This is a genomic window from Microterricola gilva (genome assembly GCF_004217495.1).
Taxonomy (GTDB): domain Bacteria; phylum Actinomycetota; class Actinomycetes; order Actinomycetales; family Microbacteriaceae; genus Microterricola; species Microterricola gilva.
This window is the reverse complement of record NZ_SHLC01000001.1, coordinates 781,936-800,883: the sequence shown is the minus strand read 5'-3', so window position 1 is coordinate 800,883 and position 18,948 is coordinate 781,936. Positions and strand designations below refer to the sequence as shown.

18 protein-coding genes are annotated in these 18,948 nt (G+C 69.0%); 10 read left to right on the top strand and 8 right to left on the bottom strand.

The window, feature by feature from the left end; genetic code table 11:
• Positions 1-6: 6 nt before the first annotated feature.
• Complete coding sequence (locus EV379_RS03555) at positions 7-816, bottom strand: SDR family NAD(P)-dependent oxidoreductase (protein ID WP_130504930.1); 810 nt, start codon at positions 814-816, stop codon at positions 7-9.
• A 78-nt stretch (positions 817-894) separates the two neighbouring features.
• Between EV379_RS03555 and EV379_RS03550 the strand changes: the two genes are divergently transcribed.
• The 6 genes from EV379_RS03550 to EV379_RS03525 all read left to right on the top strand — a co-directional run bounded on the left by EV379_RS03550 (position 895) and on the right by EV379_RS03525 (position 8,181).
• Positions 895-1,986: an acyltransferase family protein gene (locus tag EV379_RS03550; RefSeq protein WP_130504929.1), complete on the top strand. Its 1,092-nt coding sequence runs from the start codon at positions 895-897 to the stop codon at positions 1,984-1,986.
• 154 nt (positions 1,987-2,140) lie between these two features.
• Positions 2,141-3,472, top strand: coding sequence for a bifunctional o-acetylhomoserine/o-acetylserine sulfhydrylase (locus EV379_RS03545; RefSeq protein ID WP_130504928.1), 1,332 nt, complete (start codon positions 2,141-2,143; stop codon positions 3,470-3,472).
• Between the two features lie 203 nt (positions 3,473-3,675).
• Positions 3,676-4,896: a homoserine O-acetyltransferase MetX gene (gene metX, locus EV379_RS03540; protein WP_130504927.1), complete on the top strand. Its 1,221-nt coding sequence runs from the start codon at positions 3,676-3,678 to the stop codon at positions 4,894-4,896.
• A gap of 42 nt (positions 4,897-4,938) precedes the next feature.
• A complete protein-coding gene (locus EV379_RS03535) occupies positions 4,939-6,177 on the top strand; it encodes a sensor histidine kinase (protein ID WP_130504926.1) in 1,239 nt (412 codons plus the stop codon).
• Entirely contained in the window at positions 6,174-7,481 is a 1,308-nt protein-coding gene (locus EV379_RS03530) for a hypothetical protein (protein ID WP_130504925.1), read from the top strand. Before EV379_RS03535 ends, EV379_RS03530 begins: the two co-directional genes overlap by 4 nt.
• Positions 7,482-7,524: 43 nt before the next feature.
• Positions 7,525-8,181 (top strand): response regulator transcription factor, encoded by a 657-nt coding sequence (locus EV379_RS03525; RefSeq protein WP_278044017.1) that lies wholly within the window; start codon positions 7,525-7,527, stop codon positions 8,179-8,181.
• A 192-nt stretch (positions 8,182-8,373) separates the two neighbouring features.
• Here the strand turns inward: EV379_RS03525 and EV379_RS03520 are convergent, their stop codons facing one another.
• From EV379_RS03520 to EV379_RS03510, 3 genes are all read right to left on the bottom strand, one after another.
• Positions 8,374-9,666: an MFS transporter gene (locus EV379_RS03520; protein ID WP_242616217.1), complete on the bottom strand. Its 1,293-nt coding sequence runs from the start codon at positions 9,664-9,666 to the stop codon at positions 8,374-8,376.
• Between the two features lie 82 nt (positions 9,667-9,748).
• On the bottom strand, positions 9,749-10,066 hold the full coding sequence (locus tag EV379_RS03515) for a thiamine-binding protein (protein WP_130504924.1): 318 nt from the start codon (positions 10,064-10,066) through the stop codon (positions 9,749-9,751).
• A 2-nt stretch (positions 10,067-10,068) separates the two neighbouring features.
• Positions 10,069-11,454 (bottom strand): glycosyltransferase 87 family protein, encoded by a 1,386-nt coding sequence (locus EV379_RS03510; RefSeq protein ID WP_130504923.1) that lies wholly within the window; start codon positions 11,452-11,454, stop codon positions 10,069-10,071.
• A gap of 100 nt (positions 11,455-11,554) precedes the next feature.
• Here EV379_RS03510 and EV379_RS03505 point away from each other — a divergent pair, with 100 nt between their 5' ends.
• The 4 genes from EV379_RS03505 (at position 11,555) to EV379_RS03490 (ending at position 14,865) form a co-directional block, all read left to right on the top strand.
• Positions 11,555-12,403 carry an ABC transporter substrate-binding protein gene (locus EV379_RS03505; protein ID WP_130504922.1) on the top strand — a complete coding sequence of 283 codons (849 nt, stop codon included), beginning with the start codon at positions 11,555-11,557 and terminating at the stop codon, positions 12,401-12,403.
• A gap of 72 nt (positions 12,404-12,475) precedes the next feature.
• Entirely contained in the window at positions 12,476-13,345 is an 870-nt protein-coding gene (locus EV379_RS03500) for an amino acid ABC transporter permease (RefSeq protein ID WP_130504921.1), read from the top strand.
• Complete coding sequence (locus EV379_RS03495; protein WP_130504920.1) at positions 13,342-14,142, top strand: amino acid ABC transporter ATP-binding protein; 801 nt, start codon at positions 13,342-13,344, stop codon at positions 14,140-14,142. The genes EV379_RS03500 and EV379_RS03495 overlap by 4 nt, the downstream gene beginning before the upstream one ends.
• A 30-nt stretch (positions 14,143-14,172) precedes the next feature.
• Positions 14,173-14,865, top strand: a complete 693-nt coding sequence (locus EV379_RS03490) for a YceI family protein (protein WP_130504919.1) — start codon at positions 14,173-14,175, stop codon at positions 14,863-14,865.
• A 166-nt stretch (positions 14,866-15,031) separates the two neighbouring features.
• Here the strand turns inward: EV379_RS03490 and EV379_RS03485 are convergent, their stop codons facing one another.
• From EV379_RS03485 to EV379_RS03470, 4 genes are all read right to left on the bottom strand, one after another.
• Positions 15,032-15,925: an ADP-dependent NAD(P)H-hydrate dehydratase gene (locus EV379_RS03485; protein ID WP_130504918.1), complete on the bottom strand. Its 894-nt coding sequence runs from the start codon at positions 15,923-15,925 to the stop codon at positions 15,032-15,034.
• Positions 15,926-15,959: 34 nt separating this feature from the next.
• Complete coding sequence (locus EV379_RS03480; protein ID WP_242616216.1) at positions 15,960-16,316, bottom strand: VOC family protein; 357 nt, start codon at positions 16,314-16,316, stop codon at positions 15,960-15,962.
• 108 nt (positions 16,317-16,424) lie between these two features.
• Positions 16,425-17,480: a hemolysin family protein gene (locus tag EV379_RS03475; RefSeq protein WP_130504916.1), complete on the bottom strand. Its 1,056-nt coding sequence runs from the start codon at positions 17,478-17,480 to the stop codon at positions 16,425-16,427.
• On the bottom strand, positions 17,477-18,889 hold the full coding sequence (locus EV379_RS03470; protein WP_130507272.1) for a hemolysin family protein: 1,413 nt from the start codon (positions 18,887-18,889) through the stop codon (positions 17,477-17,479). The genes EV379_RS03475 and EV379_RS03470 overlap by 4 nt, the downstream gene beginning before the upstream one ends.
• Positions 18,890-18,948 lie beyond the last annotated feature (59 nt).

Here is an 18,948-nt window from a genome sequence, read left to right as displayed (position 1 = left end):
GCCGCGCTACACGCGTGGTGCGAGCGCGCCCTTCGCCACGAGGTGGGGAGCGGACTGTGCGACCGGCTTGATCACGATCAGGTCGAGGTCGACGTGGGGCGGCCGCGTGAGCGCGTGCACGATCTCGTCTGCGACGTCGTCGGCGACGAGCGGGTCCGGGACATCGGCGTAGACGGCATCAGCCCTGGCCTGGTCACCGCCGAAGCGCACGAGCGAGAACTCCTCCGTGTGCACCATGCCCGGCGCGACCTCGATCACCCGGATCGGCTCGCCGTTCAGCTCGAGCCGCAGCACCGCCGTCATCGCGTGCGCGGCGAACTTGGCCGCGTTGTATCCACCCCCGCCCGCGTAGGCGACGTGTCCGGCGATCGAGGTGACGTTCAGGATGTCGGCAGAGCCGCCGTCGGCCAGCACGGTGGCGCGCAATTGCGGCAGCAGGGCGGTGATGACGCGCTTGACGGCGACGACATTGATCTCGAACATCCACTGCCAGTCGTCGGCCTCCGAGCCCTCGACGCTGGCCAGGCCCTTCGCGCCGCCTGCGTTGTTCACGACGGCGTGCAGCGGTCCCGTCGCGGCCAGGTGCGCGGCGAGCGCGTCGACGTCGGCCTGCTTGGTGAGGTCGGCGACGAAGAAACTCGCGCCGGTCTCCGCGGCGAGCGCCGCCAGTCGATCCTCGCGCCTGGCGACGCCGACCACGTCCCAGCCGGCGGCGCGCAGCCCGCGCACCGTGGCCGCGCCGATCCCGGAACTCGCGCCGGTCACAACCGCACGCCTCACAACTGCACCAGCCACATCTGCACCCGTCTCACTCATGGCTCCATTGTGCCGGGTGCCGGGGCGGCGCGTGCAAACCGAGCGGGCAACGCCGGCTGCGGGGCAGAATGGTTCTCGATGACTTCACTCGCCGCCAGCAAGGCCAAGCGCCGCGTGCCCCTCTGGGACAACGCGCGCTGGATCGCCATCACCCTGATGGTTGTCGGTCACGGCATCCTCAAGCTGATCAGCGAATCGGATGCCGCCTACTCGACCTATCTGTTCATCTACGCCTTCCACGTCGGCGTCTTCGTGACGGTGAGCGGCTACTTCGCGAAGTCGGGCACGCCGAACGGGCGGCAGATGAAGCGCGTCGTCACCGACATCTTGTTGCCGTATCTGATCTTCGAGACGATCTGGACCGTGATCCGCTGGGTGAGCGGCGGCGAGTTCTGGCTGGACTACTCCAGCGCCAGCTGGACCCTCTGGTTCCTGCTCGCCCTCGCCGCCTGGCGCATCGTGCTGCCCTACCTCGTGCTGCTGCGCTGGCCGTTGCTCATCGCGATCGCCATCTCGATCGGCGCAGGCTACTTCGCCAACATCGACTCCCTGTTCGCCCTCTCCCGCACCCTCGGGTTCCTGCCCTTCTTCGTGTTCGGCTGGAGCCTGCGCCAGTGGCAGGTCACCGGTCGCTGGCTGAGCATGGGACCCGCCGCGATCTGGCGGTGGCGCGCGGCGGCGATCGCCCTGTTCGCGGCCCTCGCTGTCGCGGTCGCGCTCGGCATCGACACGTGGCGCGGCATCAAGATCCGCCGCTTCCTGCTCTACGACGAGTCGTACGCGAGCATCGGCTACAGCGAATGGTGGGCGGGCGGCATCCGCCTCGCCGTCATGCTGCTCGCCTTCGGCCTCGTGCTTGCCTTCCTCATGCTGATGCCGCGCCGCACGACCTGGTTCACGGGCCTCGGCGCCGCGACGATGTACATCTACCTGCTGCACACCTTCCTGCTGTACCCGATCAGGGAGGGCGGCATCCTGGCCGGCCCGCAGCCGTGGTGGGTGCTGCCGGCCGTCATCGCGTTCTGCATCGCGGTGTCGATCGTGTTGTCGATGCCGTTCATCCGGAAGGTGTTCCGCCCGCTCGTCGAGCCGCGCGCGGATTGGCTGTTCCGCAGGGAGGACAGCACGGCCACCGGAACGATCGTGCTGCCGAAGGACGCCCCGCGCTAGAAAACACGGAATTCCCGGCTCCCCCGCGCAGGAACTACACCCGGATTTCCAGTGTTACGACGCGTTTCGGGGTGTGTTGGCACCGTTTGGCGGAGCCCATAGGCTCACTCTCGAGCGGTGGATGGTCCAGACGCTCTAAGGAGAACCCACCCTCATGAGCGACAACACCGCAAGCTGGAAGTTCGAAACCAAGCAGGTCCACTCCGGCGCACGCCCCGACCCGGTGACGAATGCCCGCGCGACGCCGATCTACCAGACCACCTCCTACGTCTTCAACAACTCCGACCACGCCAAGAACCTCTTCGCGCTGGCCGAGTTCGGCAACATCTACACCCGCATCCAGAACCCGACCCAGGATGTCGTCGAGCAGCGCGTCACCGCCCTCGAAGGCGGTACCGGCGCACTGCTGCTCTCCTCCGGCCAGTCCGCTGCGACGATCGCGGTTCTGAACATCGCCCAGGCCGGCGACCACATCGTGTCGTCGAGCTCGATCTACGGCGGAACCTACAACCTCTTCAAGTACACGCTGGCCAAGCTCGGCATCGAGACGACCTTCGTCGAGAACCAGGACGACGCAGACGAGTGGCGCCGCGCCGCACGCCCGAACACCAAGCTGTTCTTCGCCGAGACCATCGGCAACCCGAAGATCAACATCCTCGACATCGCGCTCGTCGCCGACGTCGCCCACGAGAGCGGCGTCCCGCTGGTCGTCGACAACACGATCGCCACCCCGTACCTGATCCAGCCGTTCCAGCACGGTGCCGACATCATCATCCACTCGGCCACGAAGTTCCTCGGCGGCCACGGCACCGTGATCGGCGGCATCATCGTCGACGGCGGCACCTTCGAGTGGTCCAAGAACGTCGAGAAGTTCCCCGGCCTCACGCTGCCGGACCCCAGCTACCACGGCGCGAGCTACACGGCAGCGGTCGGCGACGGCCTCGCCTACATCATCAAGGCCCGCGTGCAGCTGCTGCGCGACCTCGGTGCCGCGATCGCCCCGGCGAGCGCCTGGCAGCTCATCCAGGGCATCGAGACCCTCTCGCTGCGCATCGAGCGCCACGTGCAGAACGCCCAGGACGTCGCAGAGTGGCTCGACAACCACCCGGACGTCGCCTCGGTCAACTACTCCGGCCTGCCATCCAGCCCCTGGTACGCCGCCGCAAACAAGTACGCCCCCAAGGGCGTCGGCGCCGTCCTCTCCTTCGAGCTCAAGGGCGGCGTCGAAGCCGGCCGTGCACTCGTGGACAACCTGGGCCTGTTCAGCCACCTCGCCAACATCGGCGACGTGCGCTCGCTCGTCATCCACCCGGCATCGACCACGCACTCGCAGCTCTCGCCAGAGCAGCAGCTCACCGCCGGCGTCACGCCCGGCCTCGTGCGCCTCTCCCTCGGCATCGAGAACATCGCCGACATCCTCGCCGACCTCGAGACCGGCTTCGCCGCGGCCCGCGCCGTCACCGACGCCGCGAACGCGAACGCGTAACAGCGGTTCACCCCTTCCCAGCGATGCCTCGCCCGGTCCTCCGGGCGAGGCATCGTCGTTTTCAGAGCTCAGCCTGTCGAAACCCCGCGAGCATCGGCGAGAGTTGCCGAGTTTGCCTGGTGGATGGCTGCCGCCTTTCGCGACGCTGCGCGTCGCGCTGTAACAAACCCCGGACCCCGCGGCCGGCACGGCACAATTGAGGCATGGACTGGCAGACTTCGGCGGATGTCGCGCCCTCGAGCTTCATCACAGAGGCCCAGGCGCGCACGCTGCTCGGCAAGGCCCCGGCGACGGGGGCATGGCGCGAGGGCGACCCCGTCGGCAACCGCCGTTTCGTCGGCATCGGCGAACGGCGCTTCGAGGCCGGCGGCCGGCTGCCATACGCCCGCATCGCCTACGAGAGCTGGGGCGAACTCAACGCCGCAGCCGACAACGCCGTGCTCGTGTTGCACGCGCTCACCGGTGACAGCCACGTCGTCGGCGACGCCGGTCCTGCACATGCGACACCCGGCTGGTGGGGCGACATCATCGGCCCAGGCAAGGCGATCGACACCGATCAGTGGTTCGTCGTCGCGCCCAACATGCTCGGAGGATGCCAGGGCTCGACCGGGCCGGCCTCCCTCGCGCCGGACGGCAGCGAGTGGGGCACCCGTTTCCCCTTCCTCACCATCCGCGACCAGGTCGATGCGCAGGCCGCCCTCTCCGACGCGCTCGGTGTCGAGCGCTGGGCCGCCGTCATCGGCGGGTCCATGGGCGGCATGCACGCCATCGAATGGGCCGTTGGCCGCCCGGAGCGGGTTCAGCGACTCGCCGTGCTCGCCGCTCCCCCGGTGACGACCGCCGATCAGATCGCGCTGAACTCGGTTCAGATCGAGGCGGTCCGCACCGACCCGCTGTTCCAGGGCGGCGACTACTACGACGCCGTCGCCGGCGACGGCCCCACCAGGGGGCTCGCCCTCGCACGGCGGATGGCCATGCTCAACTACCGCAGCCACAGCGAACTCAACGAGCGCTTCGAGCGCAGCTGGCAGAGCGACATCAGCCCGCTCGGCGCCGGGGGCCGCTTCGCCGTCGAGAGCTACCTCGACTTCCACGGCAACAAGTTCACGAGGCGATTCGACGCCAACAGCTACATCACCCTCGTCGAGGCAATGAACTCGCACGACATCGGCCGTGGGCGCGGCGGTGTCGCGGCCGCCCTCGGCCTGGTGACGGCACGAACGCTCGTTCTCGGCATCGACAGCGACCGGCTGTTCCCGCTCGAGGGGCAGCGCGTGATCGCCGCCGGCATCGCCGGCAACATCGATGGCGACGTCCCCGTCGAGCTCGTCTCCGAGTACGGCCACGACGGCTTCCTGATCGAAACCGACATCGTGGCGGCCGAGCTGCAGCGCCTGCTGCACGGCGAAGAGTCGGCAGGATAGTCTGGGCCTGTACCCCACTCGTTCACACCACCGGCAGGATCCATGCAGCGCATTCTGAAGGAGCGTGACCGTCTGCTGCGCAGGACCGTGCGCTACTCCGGCCTCGGTTCCTGTGTGTTCGCGGCGGTCTGTGTGCTGTTGCCCGGTGCGGTGTCGATCCTCACGCTCGCCGCGACCTTGGCCCTGCTGGCCATCACGGCCATTGCGCACTACTTCATCGGCGAGCGCGGAACGCCGCTCTGGAGCGCGATCTGCCTCGTCTCCGGCAACTTCGCGATCCTGCTGCTCGGCATCGATCCCGGGGAGTCCGGCATGATCGGCGTCGACCGTGACCCCAGCATCGCCGCGGTCGCTGCCATCTCGGTGATCGGCGCCGGCGCGCTCGGCGCGCTCGCGCTGATGGCGACGGTGAGCCTACCCCGGCTGCTGCTGCTCGGCCTCGGCTTCCTCGTCACCTGCGCGAGTGTCATGATCTCCACCGCTCCGCGCGCCTTCCCGGACTCGACACCGCTCCAGCTCACCATCGCCGCCTGGATCGCGATCGGGGCAGCCGGGTGGTGGATCGCGCAGAGCGTTCCGCGCGTGATGCAGCGCATCGCCAGCATCGGTCGCGCCCACCATGCAGAGCGCCTCGCCAGCGAGGCGGAGGCCCAACGCAGGCAAGACGCCCGCCTGCTCCACGACACGGTGCTGGCGACCCTCACCCTGCTCGCTCACTCCGGCGTCGGCGTCAGCGCTGCTGCCCTCCGCCATCAGGCGGCGGATGACGCCAGGCTGCTGCGTCAGCTGCGCCTCGGTGGGGTGCCGACACCGCAACGGTCAGGGGCATACACGCTCGAGCCGGTCGCAGAGTCGGCCCTCGGCAACACGCTCGAATCGGTCAAGCAGCGCTTCGGCCGGATGGGCCTCGACGTCAAGTGGCACGGCAGCGGTCAGGTGTTGCTGCCGAGCGACGTGCTCGACGCCTTCCTCGGTGCGCTCGGCGAGTGCCTGGAGAATGTGCGCAGGCACGCCCAGGTGACGGAGGCCGACGTCACGATCACCGATGACGAGCACACCCTCCGCGCCATGATCACCGATGCGGGTGTCGGGTTCAACCTCGGCGACGTCGACCCGGCACGCCTCGGCTTCGCCGAGTCCGTTGTCGGTCGCCTGCGCGAGGTCGGCGGCAACGCCCGCCTGTTCTCCTCGCCGGGGGCAGGGACGACCGTCGTCCTCGAGGTGCCGAAGAACGACGAGGTCTTCGGGCACGAGCAGTTGCGATCGGACGGTGCACGATGATCGGCAGGCGACGCTCGGCATCCGGCGGTCGGCACGGCACGACGGGCGAATCGAGCAGCGGCATCGAGGAGAACACCCTCGGCGTGATCGTCGGGCGCGAACGCAAGCAGCGCGACCCGTCGCTCACCTTCCGCCGCGCAGAGCGCACAGTGTCGACGACGAGGGCGAACCAGCGCGGCCTCGGCGGCCGCGATCTCGCGGGCGGCATGATCGCCGGCAGCATCGTGATGGCGCTGTTCCTGCTCTGGCGCAGCGTGGACCAGTGGAGCGAGTACCCGTCGCCGCTGCTCGTCCTCGCGGCCTGGGTCGTGCTGCTGCTCACGGCGGCCGGCGCCCTCACCGGTGTCGCCATGCACGGCGGTGTCATGCCGCGGTGGCTGTTCGCCGTGACACTCGGCGGCATGGCCGTCGCCGTGCTGCTCGACCTCTCCGCGGTGTGGGGGCTGGCCGATCAGAGCATCTACCCCACGGCCGCCGTCGCAGCCGGCGTCATGATGACGCCGCTCGTGAGCGTGCGGGAGACGCGCGAGGTGATGGCCGCAACGGCCGTGCTCGGCGGTGTGCTGCTGCTCGCGGCCATCGCGGAGGGCCGCAGCGACATCCTGACGCTGGCTCCTGAGCTCGTCGCCATGGCGATCGCCGTCTGGCTCCCCCTCATCGCCATCTCGGTCGTGCGCGCGTTCCGACGCATGGTGCAGCTCGAACTCGACCTCGTGCTCGTCAAGAGCGCCGTCGACGCCCCGCGCCTGGCCGTCGGCATGCTGGCATCCGAGGAGCTCGTTCGCCTCGACTTCGACGCGGAACAGCTGCTCGACGACGTCGCTGAGGGGCGGACCCCGCTTCCTCTGCATCCGGATGCCGCGAGCGCCGCATCGCAGCTGGCCACGCAGCTACGGCTCCACCTCGTCGAGGGCCGCAAGAAGACCTGGCTGCACAACGCCATCACCGAGTCCGAGTTCTTGGCCCCAGCAGTCTCGATCGACGACCCGGCGAGCCTGGCCGGTCTGCTCTCGCGCGCACAACGCGACGCCATGCTGATCGCCATCTGGCTGTTGGTCAGCGACACCGAGCGACGTGACGTTATGTTGCACATCGAGATCGGTCCGCGGGCCCCGGTGACCCCGCAATCGCATCGAAAGATCCGCTTTCCGATCTTTCTTCACGCCACGGGTGTGCCACGGCGCAAAGTAGACCCCGCGACGTGGGAAGCTATCTCTAGTGTTGGCCCACATTCGGAGTACACACGCAAGGGAGACCTGCATGTGGAGATCGAATGTGCGGTCGACAATCCGGTGGATGCGTAGGGCATCAGTGCACCGTGACGTGCCTGTGCACAAGGAGGAATGAGTGGGAAACCCGGCCAACAAGATCCGTTTGGCACTTGTCGACGACCACAAGATGCTGCTCGGAGCCCTCACCGAATGGATCCGCGGAGCTGCGGATGACATCAACCTCGTCGTCTCGGCGACGACGTGGCCCGAGCTCCTCTCGCACCCGCAGTTCCCGGTCGACGTCGTGCTGCTCGACCTCGACCTCAAAGACAACATCCCGATCTCGCTCAAGATTTCAACGCTGAAGACGACGGGCGTCAAGACGGTGCTCATGAGCACGTACTCCGAGCCGGCCGTCGTGCGTGAGGCACTCGCCGCCGGTGCGCTCGGCTACCTCGTCAAGACCGAGGAGGCCGACATGATCGTCGAGGCCATCCGCGCGGCGAACAAGGGCGAGTCCTACATCTCGGAGGAGCTCGACCTCGCGCTGACCTCGGGCAACCGCGGCGACACCCCGCGCCTCAGCGCCCAGGAGCGCCGCGTCATGGCGCTCTACGGCGCAGGCGAGCCGGTGAAGGCCGTCGCCTTCCAGCTCGGCATCTCGGAGGAGACCGCGAAGTCCTACCTCAAGCGCATCCGCGAGAAGTACCGCGTCGCCGGCTTCGACGTCGGAACCAAGGTGGCGCTGCGCAAGCGCGCCATCCAGGACGGAATCCTGCTGCAGACCGACTAGTTCGTGCATGCGAAATGGGCGGGTGGCTTCGGCCACCCGCCCGTTTCGCGTTTCCCGCACTCCGCTGGTCCTCTCGAGACCGGGCGGATTACAAGGAGATAGTGCGATTGCGAGGATGCCGGGCGGGAACGCGTCCTTGCAATCCCGCTTTATCCTTGCAGCGCCGCGTCCGCGCAGCCGGGTGCGGAGCGGTCAGCGGACGGTGACCGTCTGGATCAGCTCCGTGCCGTAGCCGAGCACCTCGCCGCGGCGGCGGCGCAGGCCGTCCCACGAGAAGCTGAGCACGGCGATCATGAGCCCGAGCGCGGTGAGTCCGAGGCCGATCCACACCGGCGCGACGTAGCCGAAGCCCGCGGCGATGGCGAGGCCGCCGAGCAGCGCGCCCAGCGCGTTGCCGATGTTCAGCGCGGAGTGGTTGAGCGCCGCGGCGATCGATTGACTGTCGCGCGCGACATCCATCAGCCTGGTCTGGATGGTCGGCGAGAGCGCCGACGCCGCCCCGCCGACGAGGAAGACGAACACGAGCAGGCCGACGACGTTCTGGGCCGTCAGCGCCAGGCCGAGGAGCGCGACCAGCATGACCGCGTAGAAGCCGAACATGCTGCGGCGCACGCTCTTGTCCGCCGCCCAACCGCCGGCGAAGTTGCCGATGGTCATGCCGAGCCCGATCACGATCAGCACGAGCGGAACCGCTGAGGCGCCGAGCCCGGTCACCTCGGTGACCAGCGGGGCCACGTAGCTGTAGACGGCGAAGAGCCCGCCGAATCCGATCGCGCCGATGCCGAGCGCGAACCAGACCTGGGCGCGGCCGAAGGCCTTGAGCTCGTTGCGCATCGTCGCCGTCTTGTCGCCCGGCTGGAACGGCACCGAGAGCAGCACGGCCAGGAAGGTGAGCGCGAAGATCGCGGTGACGGCGATGTACGCGATGCGCCACCCCGCGAGCTGGCCGAGCCAGGTGATCGCCGGGACGCCGATCACATTGGAGATGGTGAGGCCGGAGAGCACCAGGGCGACGCCGCGGGCGCGCTTGCCCGGGCCCATCAGGCTGGCCGCAACGAGCGAGGCGATGCCGAAGTAGGCGCCGTGCGGCAGCGCGGCCACGAAGCGGGCGGCGAGCACCCAGCCAAAGGTCGGCAGCAGGGCGGATGCCAGCGTGCCCAGCGTGAACGCGGTCAACAGCACCAGCAGCAACTTCTTGCGCGGCCAGCGGGCGGCGGCGGCCGCGATGGTCGGGGCACCGACGACGACACCGAGGGCGTACGCGCTGATCAGCCAGCCTGCCTGGGCGTTGGCGGCGGCCGGATCGCTCGCGTAGACGCCGGGGATGAGGTCGGCGGCCAAGTTCGGCAGCAGCCCCATCGCGACGAACTCTGTCGCTCCGATGCCGAAGCCGCCGAGGGCGAGGGCGAGCAGCGCGAACCGCACGCGCGCGGGCGAGAGGGTGGGGGCGTCTGCCGCCAAAGCGTCTGAGTTCTGCTGGGTCACTGAGCCAGTGTACGCGGAATCGAATCGATTCGATACCGCGTTTCCGGCCGCCGCCGCAGAGCCTCGGCGACGCGCTCCTCGGCTACTCGGCCGCGGTGCCGCGCTCCAGCGCGGCCTCGAGCCGCTCGACCTTGCCGGTGATCTCGCCGGAGTAGCCGGGCCGGATGTCGGCCTTCAGCACGAGGGACACGCGCGATCCGTAGGCCGCGACGGCATCCGTGGCCTTCTTGACGACGGCGAACACCTCGTCCCACTCCCCCTCGATCTCGGTGAACATCGATCCGGTGTGGTTCGGCAGTCCGGACTCGCGCACAATGCGCACGGCGGCCGCGACGGCATCGTGCACCGAGCCGTCGGCGTGACCGGTTCCCGACGGGGCTACAGAGAAGGCGACAAGCATGATTACTCCAGGATGGTGTGGTGTGGGCGGGGCGCGCGGGAGCGCGCGAGTGCATACACGGCCCAGCCGAGCAGCACGATCTGCAACAGGTTGCGCAGGGTGAGCAGCAGCACCATGGCTGGTGTCGCCGCGAGCAATTCGCCGTAGAGGTAGGGGTAGATGAGCTGGGTGAGCCCGGCCAGCGCGAGGCCGAGCACGGCCGGCGGCAGCCACTGTCGACCCCGGTAGATCAGGCCGAGCACAATCGGCGCGGCCAGCCAGGTCATGAACTGCGGCGAGCCGACCTTATTGAAGACGATCAGCACCAGCACGAGTGCGAGCGCGAGCGGCGGGAAGACGCGAGCGAAGTGCGCACCCTCTCGCATCCGCAGTGCGCCGAGCAGCACGACCACCGCGGCGGCGATCGCCATGAGCGGCGTCATCAGCGTGCTCGCCAGCGCGGTTCCGTCACCGGTGACCTGGTAGGTGAGGATGTCGTGGTCGTAATAGACACCGGCATGGGGCACGCCCATCGCGGCCTGCCACATCCAGATGGTGCTGACCGGGGACTCGATTTGCAGGCCGCGCCCTGTCTGCTCGGTCACGAAGCTCAGCACATAGCCCGCCCCACCGAGCACCATGCTCACCGCGATCACGATGATGCACACGCCGGCCGCACTCTGCAGCACGCGCAGCCGGGCGCGGGAGGCCACGAGCAGGGCCACGACGAGCGCGGCCGGCCAGACCTTGACCCACGCCGCGATCGTCAGCAGGGCAGCGCCGACCGCAGGGCGTCCGGCCACGAGCAGCAGCGCGATGATCGACAGCGGCACGGTGACGGCATCGATGCGCGCCAGCGCGATCGGGCCGAGCAGCAGCAGGAACGCGAGCCACCACCACGCGGCGGTCACCCGCCAGCGCGGGCGGGCACGCCGCGGGCGCAGCCCGCCGCTGAGCACGGCGAACGCCGCGGCGTTCAACAGGGTGACGAGACCGAGCCAGACCTGCGCGTAGAGCGCCGGCCCGAGCAGATTCGCCAACGCCATCGGGATGTAGGCGAGGATCGGGTACACCCAAGGCTCGTCGATGCCCACCTGGCTGCCGCCGTTGGCCGACTGAGCGACCCAGAGCTTGTAGACGGCCTCGATGTCGCCGAGCGGCCACCCCGGCGCGTGCAGGCAGAGCAGGATCAGCACCGTGTGGACGATCGCGAATGCCGCCCAGAGGGTGAGCGGATGCCGGAGCAGCTCCTCGCGGCCGGCGCGCGTCACGGCGTCATCAACCGCCGGCGGCCCGGCATGCTGTCCAACCGGTTCTCCGCGCTGCGGCTGCGAATCCGGGCTGGAGCCCCGAGCGGGATCCGGATCGGAATCCGCGGCTCCGAGGAGTGACGCGGAGGGATCGGACATGCTGGCCATGCTACCCGTGCATGTCGAAATGCGTCGCGCCTCTGTTCCTGCCAGCCATGCCGGCGACAGAATGGAGATTCCGCACCCGTCAGGAGTCCTCATGTTCTCACGCAGCGCCCGCACCCTGTCGATCGTCGCCGCCTCCGCGACACTGCTCGCCCTGACCGCGTGCGCCGGCGGAGGTGCCGGCAGCGCCGGGAGCGATGCCCCATCCGACTACGTGGCGGAGGGCAAGCTGACGGTGGCGACCGGCGAACCCGCCTACTTCCCGTGGGTGCTCGACAACGCTCCTGAGTCGGGCGAGGGCTTCGAGGCCGCCGTCGCGTACGCCGTCGCCGACGAGCTCGGATTCGACAAGGACGACGTCGTCTGGGTGCGCAGCACATTCGACCAGGCGATCGCGCCGGGCCCGAAGGACTTCGACTTCAACCTGCAGCAGTTCTCGATCACCGAGGAGCGCGCGCAGACGGTCGACTTCTCCAGCCCGTACTACGAGACAACGCAGGCCGTGATCACCGTCGCCGGCTCCCCGGCCGAGGGCGCGGCCTCGATCGCCGAGCTGAAGGACCTCCTCATCGGTGCCCAGACCGGAACGACCAGCTTTCAGGCCGTCGAGAGCGAGATCGCTCCGACGCAGGGCGCCCAGGCGTTCAACACCAACGACGACGCCAAACTCGCCCTGCAGAACGGCACCGTTGACGCGATCGTCGTTGACCTGCCGACGGCCTTCTACCTGACGGGTGTCGAGCTCGACGGTGGCTCCATCGTCGGGCAGCTGCCGAAGACCGAGGGCAGCACGGGAGACCAGTTCGGCCTCGTGCTGGCCAAGGACAGCGCACTGACCGCCGACGTCACCGCAGCGGTCGACGCGCTGCGCGAGAACGGCACGCTCGACGCCCTGGCCGACGAGTGGCTGGCCAGCGGCGCCTCGGCGCCCGTGCTGCAGTAGTGCCGCAGCGGCCGGCCCGTGTGCGGGTCCGGCCCCCGGCATCCGCTAGTTTGATGCGGTGGGAACAGATCGATGAGCAGCGCAGTGCGTGAGAACGACGCCCACGTTCCGAGCGAGATCGAGCTCGGGCGACGGGCCTACCGGCGACGCCAGAACGGCACATCGGTCGCGATCGCCTTCGCCAGCACCCTGGTGTTCGCGATCCTCGTGTGGGTCTTCGTCGTCAACACGCCAGGCTGGACCGCGGTGCAGCAGAGCTTCTTCAACCTGGATGTCGCCATCGAGGCGTTCCCGCGGGTGATCGAGGGCCTCTGGCTCAACATCCGGGTGCTGTTCTTCGCCGCGATCGGCGTGCTGATCTTCAGCGTCGCGCTCGCCCTGCTGCGCACCCTGCGCGGGCCGATCTTCTTCCCGCTGCGCGCACTCGCGACCGGTTACACCGATCTGTTCCGCGGCATGCCGCTGATCATCGTGCTCTACCTCGTCGGCTTCGGCATCCCGGGGCTCGGCATCTTCCCGCGCATGCCGAGCGAGTTCTGGGGCACGATCGCCCTGATCCTCACCTATTCGGCGTACGTCTCCGAGGTGTTCAGGGCCGGCATCGAGGCCGTGCACCCCTCGCAGCGCCTCGCCGCTCGAGCCCTCGGGCTCAGCCACGGGCAGACGATGCGCAAGATCGTGATGCCGCAGGCGGTGCGCAAGGTGACGCCGGCGCTCATGAACGACTTCGTCGCCATGCAGAAGGATGTCGGCCTGATCTCGGTGCTCGGGGCGATCGACGCCGTCCGTGCCGCCCAGATCGAGACCGCTGCCACCTACAACTTCACGCCGTACGTGCTGGCCGGGCTGCTCTTCGTGCTGCTGGCCTGGCCGATGATCCGGTTGACGGACTGGTACACGGCGCGCATGCGCCGCCGCGAGCAGATGGGGAGCATCGTATGAGCGAGCACCGGTCGAGTGAGCACCCATCCGCCGGCACGGGCCCCGTGCTCAGCCTGCGCGGCATCCGCAAATCGTTCGGCGACACCGAGGTGCTGCGCGGCATCGACCTCGACATCGACAAGCACGAGGTCGTCGCGCTGATCGGTGCAAGCGGTTCGGGCAAGTCGACCCTGCTGCGCACGGCGAATCTACTCGAACCGATCGATGACGGCCAGGTGTTCCTCGGCGGCACGGATGTCAGCGACCCGCGGGTCAAGCTCGACGCCGTGCGTGCGCGCATCGGCGTCGTGTTCCAGCACTACAACCTGTTCCCGCACCTCTCCGTGCTCGACAACGTGACGCTCGCCAGCCGTGCCGTGCAGCGCACGAGCAAGGCGCGTGCTGAGCAGCGCGGCCTCGAGCTGCTGGCCCAGGTCGGCCTGGCCGACAAGGCCCGCGAGTTCCCCGACCGCCTCTCCGGCGGCCAGCAGCAGCGGGTCGCCATCGTGCGCGCCATCGCCACCGATCCGGAGCTGCTGCTGCTCGACGAGATCACGAGCGCGCTCGACCCCGAACTCGTCGGCGAGGTGCTCGAGCTCGTGCGCACGCTGGCCGAGGGCGGGTCGACGATTCTGATGGCCACGCACGAGATGGCCTTCGCGCGGGATGTCGCGCACCGCGTCGTCTTCCTCGACGGCGGGCAGATCGTCGAGCAGGGCCCTTCTCAGCAGATCCTTAAGCACCCGGTACAGGATCGAACCAGGGAGTTCCTCACGCGGTTCACCGCACCCGGCCTCCTCGGTCCCGATCCAGCGTGAACCGCGCAGCCCCTACCTCCTGAGGAATCCGTGAAGAAGAAGACCATCGTCATCCTGTCCGTCGCGGCCGTCGTCGCGATCGGCGCCGTCGCCATCGCCGGTCCGATCATCTACCGCGACCTCATCGTCGGACCGGCGGAGGCGGCACCGACCGTGCAGGCCCCGACGCCGGATGACGCCGCAAGCACGGAGCCGAGCGACGACCTGAGCGGCGCGTGGAGCGTCGCGGCTGACTCCTTCGCCGGCTACCGGGTCGACGAGGTGTTGAACGGCACCAACGTCACCGTGGTCGGGCGCACGACCGAGGTGTCCGGCAGCTTCGACGTCGAGACGCTGACGCTGACCTCGGCCGAGGTGAGCGTCGACGTGGCCTCGATCGAGACGGACTCCGCGAACCGCGACAACTACTTCCGCAGCAGCGCGGTGAACGTCGCCGAGTTCCCCGATGCGACCTTCCGCCTGCTCGAGCCCGTCAGCGCGGCTGCACCGCCCGTCGGCGGCGAGGTGCAGACCGTGTCGGTGCGCGGCGAGCTCACCCTGAACGGCGAGACGAAGCAGGTGGATGCCGAGGTCCAGGCCGTGCTCGCCGGCGACGGCGGCCAGGTGAGCGGCAGCGTGCCGATCACCTTCGCCGACTTCGGCGTCGAGGCCCCCAACCTCGGCTTCGTCTCGGTCGAGCCGAGCGGCTCGATCGAGTTCCTGCTGAACATCGAGCCCGCCTAGCTCGACGCAGTGGGACTTGCCGTTCGCGTTGGCACAACAGGCAAGCTGCGCATGCGGTGACCGCCCGTGCCTGTTTTGGGTCCCCCAACGCGGTTGTGCCTGTTCTGGCGACGGCCCGATACCCGGCGGGGCGGAGCGCGGGTCAGTCGCCGGCGGGATGCGCGGGTCAGTCGCCGGCGAGCATCGCGGCGATCGTGGCCGGCACCGCCTCGGCGACGTCGAGCGCGACGATCGGTCCGCCCTGGGACGCCCGCCGTGCCGCGAGGGCGTGCACGAGCACCGCGGTCGCGGCGATCGGCGCGATCGCCGCGGCATCCTGCGCGATGGTGCTGTGGCGCGTCGCCAGCAGCGCGCCGAGGATTCCGCCGAGCACGTCGCCGGTTCCGGCCGTTGCCAGCCAGCTGGGGATGCCGGACACCGTGAATCGCGCGCCATCCGGGCCGGCGATGTAGGTGACGGAGCCCTTGAGCAGCACCGTCGCCCCCAGCTGCTCGGCCGCACGCACCGCCCACAGTGCCGGGCGGGCCGCGATCTCCGCGGCCGTCGGCGGGCTGCCGTGCTCTGCGCGTGCCTTACCTGCGGCGTGCCCGGCGCGGCGGTCCGTCTCGGCGAGCACCTCGGCGAGCTCGCGGTAGTGCGGGGTGAGCACGACGGAACCGCGCGCCTCGTGCACGAGGTCGAGCGCGCCGGCGTCCAGCACGGTCGGAACGCCCTGCGCCGTCGCCTGGGCGAGCTCCCCGCCGAGGATCAGGGTGCGGCGGGAGCTCGTCATGCCCGAGCCGATCAGCCAGGCCTGCACGCGGCCGCCGACGCCGACGATCTCCGGGCGGCGCGCGAGCACGAGCTGGCGCACGGAACTCGGCCCCGTGTAGCGGACCATGCCGACGCCGGTGCGCATGGCGGCCTCGACGCCGAGCACGGCCGCGCCGGGGTAGTCGTGCGAACCCGTGAAGACGCCGAGCACACCGCGCGAGTACTTGTCGTCACCCGGTCTCGGAACGACCAGCCATTCCCGCGCCCGCGCGACATCCCACTCCAGCCACTCCGCCGAGTTCTCCATGCCTTAACGATAGGCCTCGGCCGGCTCAAACGCCCTACGCGGTGCGTTCGGAGACCGCGATGATGTTCCGCTCGCTGTCGACGAACCACGCGCCGCGCTCCGAGCCCATCTCGGCAACGCCGTTCTCCGTCTTGAGTCCGGGCAGGTCGTACTCCTCGAAGACGACTCCCCGACCGCGCAACTCGGTCATGGTGGCCGCGAGATCGCCCGTCTCCAGCGTCAGCGCGGTGTTCTGGGCCGTGCCGGCGAAGCTCGTCTCGTAGAGCAGGATGCGGTTGCCTGCCACGTTGTAGATCAGTGCACCGTCCTCGCTCATCTCGGGTTCGAGGTCCAGCTTGTCTTTGTAGTAGCCACGTGCCCGCTCCAGGTCACTCGCGGGAAGGACGGCCATGGCACTCGTGAAGCTCAACATGAGGATTGCTCTCTTCTCCCCCGATCGAGGCTACGCCGCAGGATGCCGGCGGGGCAAGCCGCCGGCATCCGTTCGTGGCGATCAATCTCAGGCGCGCCGTGTTGCGTCCTGCACCTCGCCGACGAGCTCCTCAATGATGTCCTCAAGGAAGAGCACGCCGATCGCCTGACCGTCCGCGTCGAAGGCGCGGGCCAGGTGGGCGCCTGTGCGCCGCATGGCGGTGAGCGCGTCCTCCAGATCGGTGCCCTCGAAGATCGAGGCGAGCTGCCTGATGCGCTTGGCCGGAACCGGCTCGTCCCACACCGGCGTCGTCGCATCCGGGATCAGGTCGAGGTCGATCACGTCCTTCAGGTGCAGGTAGCCGCTCGGCTCTCCGCGCTCGTCGAGCATGACGTAGCGCGAGAAGCCGTGGCGGGCGACGGCGCGTTCCAGGTCGGTCGGGGTCGCGCCGAACGGCAGACTCACCAGCGCCGAGATCGGCACGGCGACGTCGCGCACCTTCTTCGTCGTGAACTCGAACGCGGCGCTCAGGGCTCCCGTGCTGTCGCGCAGCACACCCTCGCGGGTGGACTGGCTCACGATGGTGGCCACCTCGTCGAGCGTGAACGTGCTCGTCGTCTCATTCTTCGGCGTCACCCCGAAGAGGCGCAGCACGCCGTTGGCCACCGCGTTCAGCGCGACGATCACGGGCTTGAAGATGCGCGCGACGAGCACGAGCGGCGGGGCGAGCAGCAGCACGGCCCTGTCTGGAACCGAGAAGGAGAGGTTCTTCGGGACCATCTCGCCGAACACCACGTGCAGGTAGGAGACCAGCACGAGCGTGATCGTGAACGCGAGACCGCTGATCACGGCCTCCGACCAGCCGGTGAGGCCGAGCGGGATCGCGAGCAGGTGGTGGATCGCCGGCTCCGACACGTTCAGGATCAACAGCGAACAGACGGTGATGCCCAGCTGGCTCGTCGCCAGCATGAGCGTCGCGTGCTCCATCGCCCAGAGCGCCGTCTTCGCGCTCGCCTTGCCCTGCTCAGCCAGCGGCTCGATCTGGGAACGGCGCGCGGAGATCACGGCGAACTCCGCGGCGACGAAGAACGCATTCCCGAGCAGCAATACGACCAGCCATGCCAGTCCGGCCCAGTCGCTCATCGGCTTCCCTCCGCTCGGGTCGACGCTTCACTTGCGGCCGCCTTGCGAGCGGCGGATGCCGCGCGCCGCGCGATTGGGCCGGTGGCTGTGCCTGGGGCAGCCGCGGCATCCGCCGCAGCGTCGTCGACCGGCTCCGGCTCCGGCGTGAAGCGGATCCTGTCGATGCGGCGCCCGTCCAGGCGCTCGACCCGCAGCTCACCGCCGTCGATGAGCACAGTATCTCCGACGACGGGAAGCCGGCCGAGCTCACTCATCACGAAGCCGGCGACGGTCTCGAACGGGCCGTCATCAGGCACCTTGACAGCGGTGCGCTCGAGCAGCTCGTCCGGGCGCAACAGCCCGGGGAAGGTGAGCGAGTCAGACTGGCGCACAACGCCGGCACGGGTGCGGTCGTGCTCATCGGCCACCTCACCGACAAGCTCCTCGACGAGGTCCTCGAGGGTCGTGACTCCGGCGGTTCCGCCGTACTCGTCGACGACGACCGCCATCTGGAATCCGCGGCCGCGCAGCTCGCCGAGCAGGGTGTCGAGCTTCATCGTCTCCGGCACGCGCAGCGCATCGGACTGCAGCGCGGAGACCGGGACCTCGCCGCGCTTGGAGCGCGGGACGGCCATGGCCTGCTTGACGTGCACGACGCCGACGACGTCATCGACGCTCTCATCGACGACGGGGAAGCGCGAGAAACCGGTTTGAGCGGTGAGCTCGATCACGGCCTGCGCACTGTCGGTGCGGGCGATGCTGGCGATCCGCGGGCGTGGCGTCATCACATCGGATGCCGTGTGCCCGGCGAAGCGCAGGGTGCGGTTCAGCAGCGTCGCCGTGTCGGCCTCCAGCATGCCTGCACTGGCGGATCGGCGCACGAGCGACGAGAGCTCCTCCGCCGTCCTGGCGCCGCTCAGTTCCTCCTTCGGCTCGATGCCGAAGGAACGCAGGATCGCGTTCGCGCTGCCGTTCAGCAGGACGATCGCCGGCTTGAACACGGCGGTGAAGCCGGTCTGGAACGGGATGACGAACTTCGCGGTGGCCAGCGGCAACGCCAACGCGAAGTTCTTCGGCACGAGCTCGCCGAGGATCATCGAGAGCAGCGTGGCCAGCACGATCGCGATCGTCGTCGCGAGCACGGGGATGATCGGGGCCGGAATCCCCCAGTCCGTGAGCGTGGGCGTGAGCAGGCTCGTGATGGCCGGTTCCATCGTGAAACCGGTCAGCAGCGTCGTCAGCGTGATGCCGAGCTGGGCGCTGGAGAGGTGCGTCGAGGTGATCTTCAGCGCGGCGATGGTCATGCCGAGCTTGGTCTCACCACGCTCGCGCCTGGCTTCGAGTTCGGCGCGATCGAGGTTCACCAGCGCGAACTCGCTGGCGACGAAGAGGCCCGTTCCCACGGTGAGGAGGAGTCCGATGCCGAGCATGATCCACTCAGACAACGCAATCACCCCCGCGGGTCACGGGCATGGGTTTATGAGAGGGC

Bases quoted from the DNA above. Each gene is read 5' to 3' on its own strand.
- EV379_RS03555 (WP_130504930.1), bottom strand. From the start codon at position 816: ATGAGTGAGACGGGTGCAGATGTGGCTGGTGCAGTTGTGAGGCGTGCG.
- EV379_RS03550 (WP_130504929.1), top strand. From the start codon at position 895: ATGACTTCACTCGCCGCCAGCAAGGCCAAGCGCCGCGTGCCCCTCTGG.
- EV379_RS03545 (WP_130504928.1), top strand. From the start codon at position 2,141: ATGAGCGACAACACCGCAAGCTGGAAGTTCGAAACCAAGCAGGTCCAC.
- metX (WP_130504927.1), top strand. From the start codon at position 3,676: ATGGACTGGCAGACTTCGGCGGATGTCGCGCCCTCGAGCTTCATCACA.
- EV379_RS03535 (WP_130504926.1), top strand. From the start codon at position 4,939: ATGCAGCGCATTCTGAAGGAGCGTGACCGTCTGCTGCGCAGGACCGTG.
- EV379_RS03530 (WP_130504925.1), top strand. From the start codon at position 6,174: ATGATCGGCAGGCGACGCTCGGCATCCGGCGGTCGGCACGGCACGACG.
- EV379_RS03515 (WP_130504924.1), bottom strand. From the start codon at position 10,066: ATGCTTGTCGCCTTCTCTGTAGCCCCGTCGGGAACCGGTCACGCCGAC.
- EV379_RS03510 (WP_130504923.1), bottom strand. From the start codon at position 11,454: ATGTCCGATCCCTCCGCGTCACTCCTCGGAGCCGCGGATTCCGATCCG.
- EV379_RS03505 (WP_130504922.1), top strand. From the start codon at position 11,555: ATGTTCTCACGCAGCGCCCGCACCCTGTCGATCGTCGCCGCCTCCGCG.
- EV379_RS03500 (WP_130504921.1), top strand. From the start codon at position 12,476: ATGAGCAGCGCAGTGCGTGAGAACGACGCCCACGTTCCGAGCGAGATC.
- EV379_RS03495 (WP_130504920.1), top strand. From the start codon at position 13,342: ATGAGCGAGCACCGGTCGAGTGAGCACCCATCCGCCGGCACGGGCCCC.
- EV379_RS03485 (WP_130504918.1), bottom strand. From the start codon at position 15,925: ATGGAGAACTCGGCGGAGTGGCTGGAGTGGGATGTCGCGCGGGCGCGG.
- EV379_RS03480 (WP_242616216.1), bottom strand. From the start codon at position 16,316: ATGGCCGTCCTTCCCGCGAGTGACCTGGAGCGGGCACGTGGCTACTAC.
- EV379_RS03475 (WP_130504916.1), bottom strand. From the start codon at position 17,480: ATGAGCGACTGGGCCGGACTGGCATGGCTGGTCGTATTGCTGCTCGGG.
- EV379_RS03470 (WP_130507272.1), bottom strand. From the start codon at position 18,889: ATGCTCGGCATCGGACTCCTCCTCACCGTGGGAACGGGCCTCTTCGTC.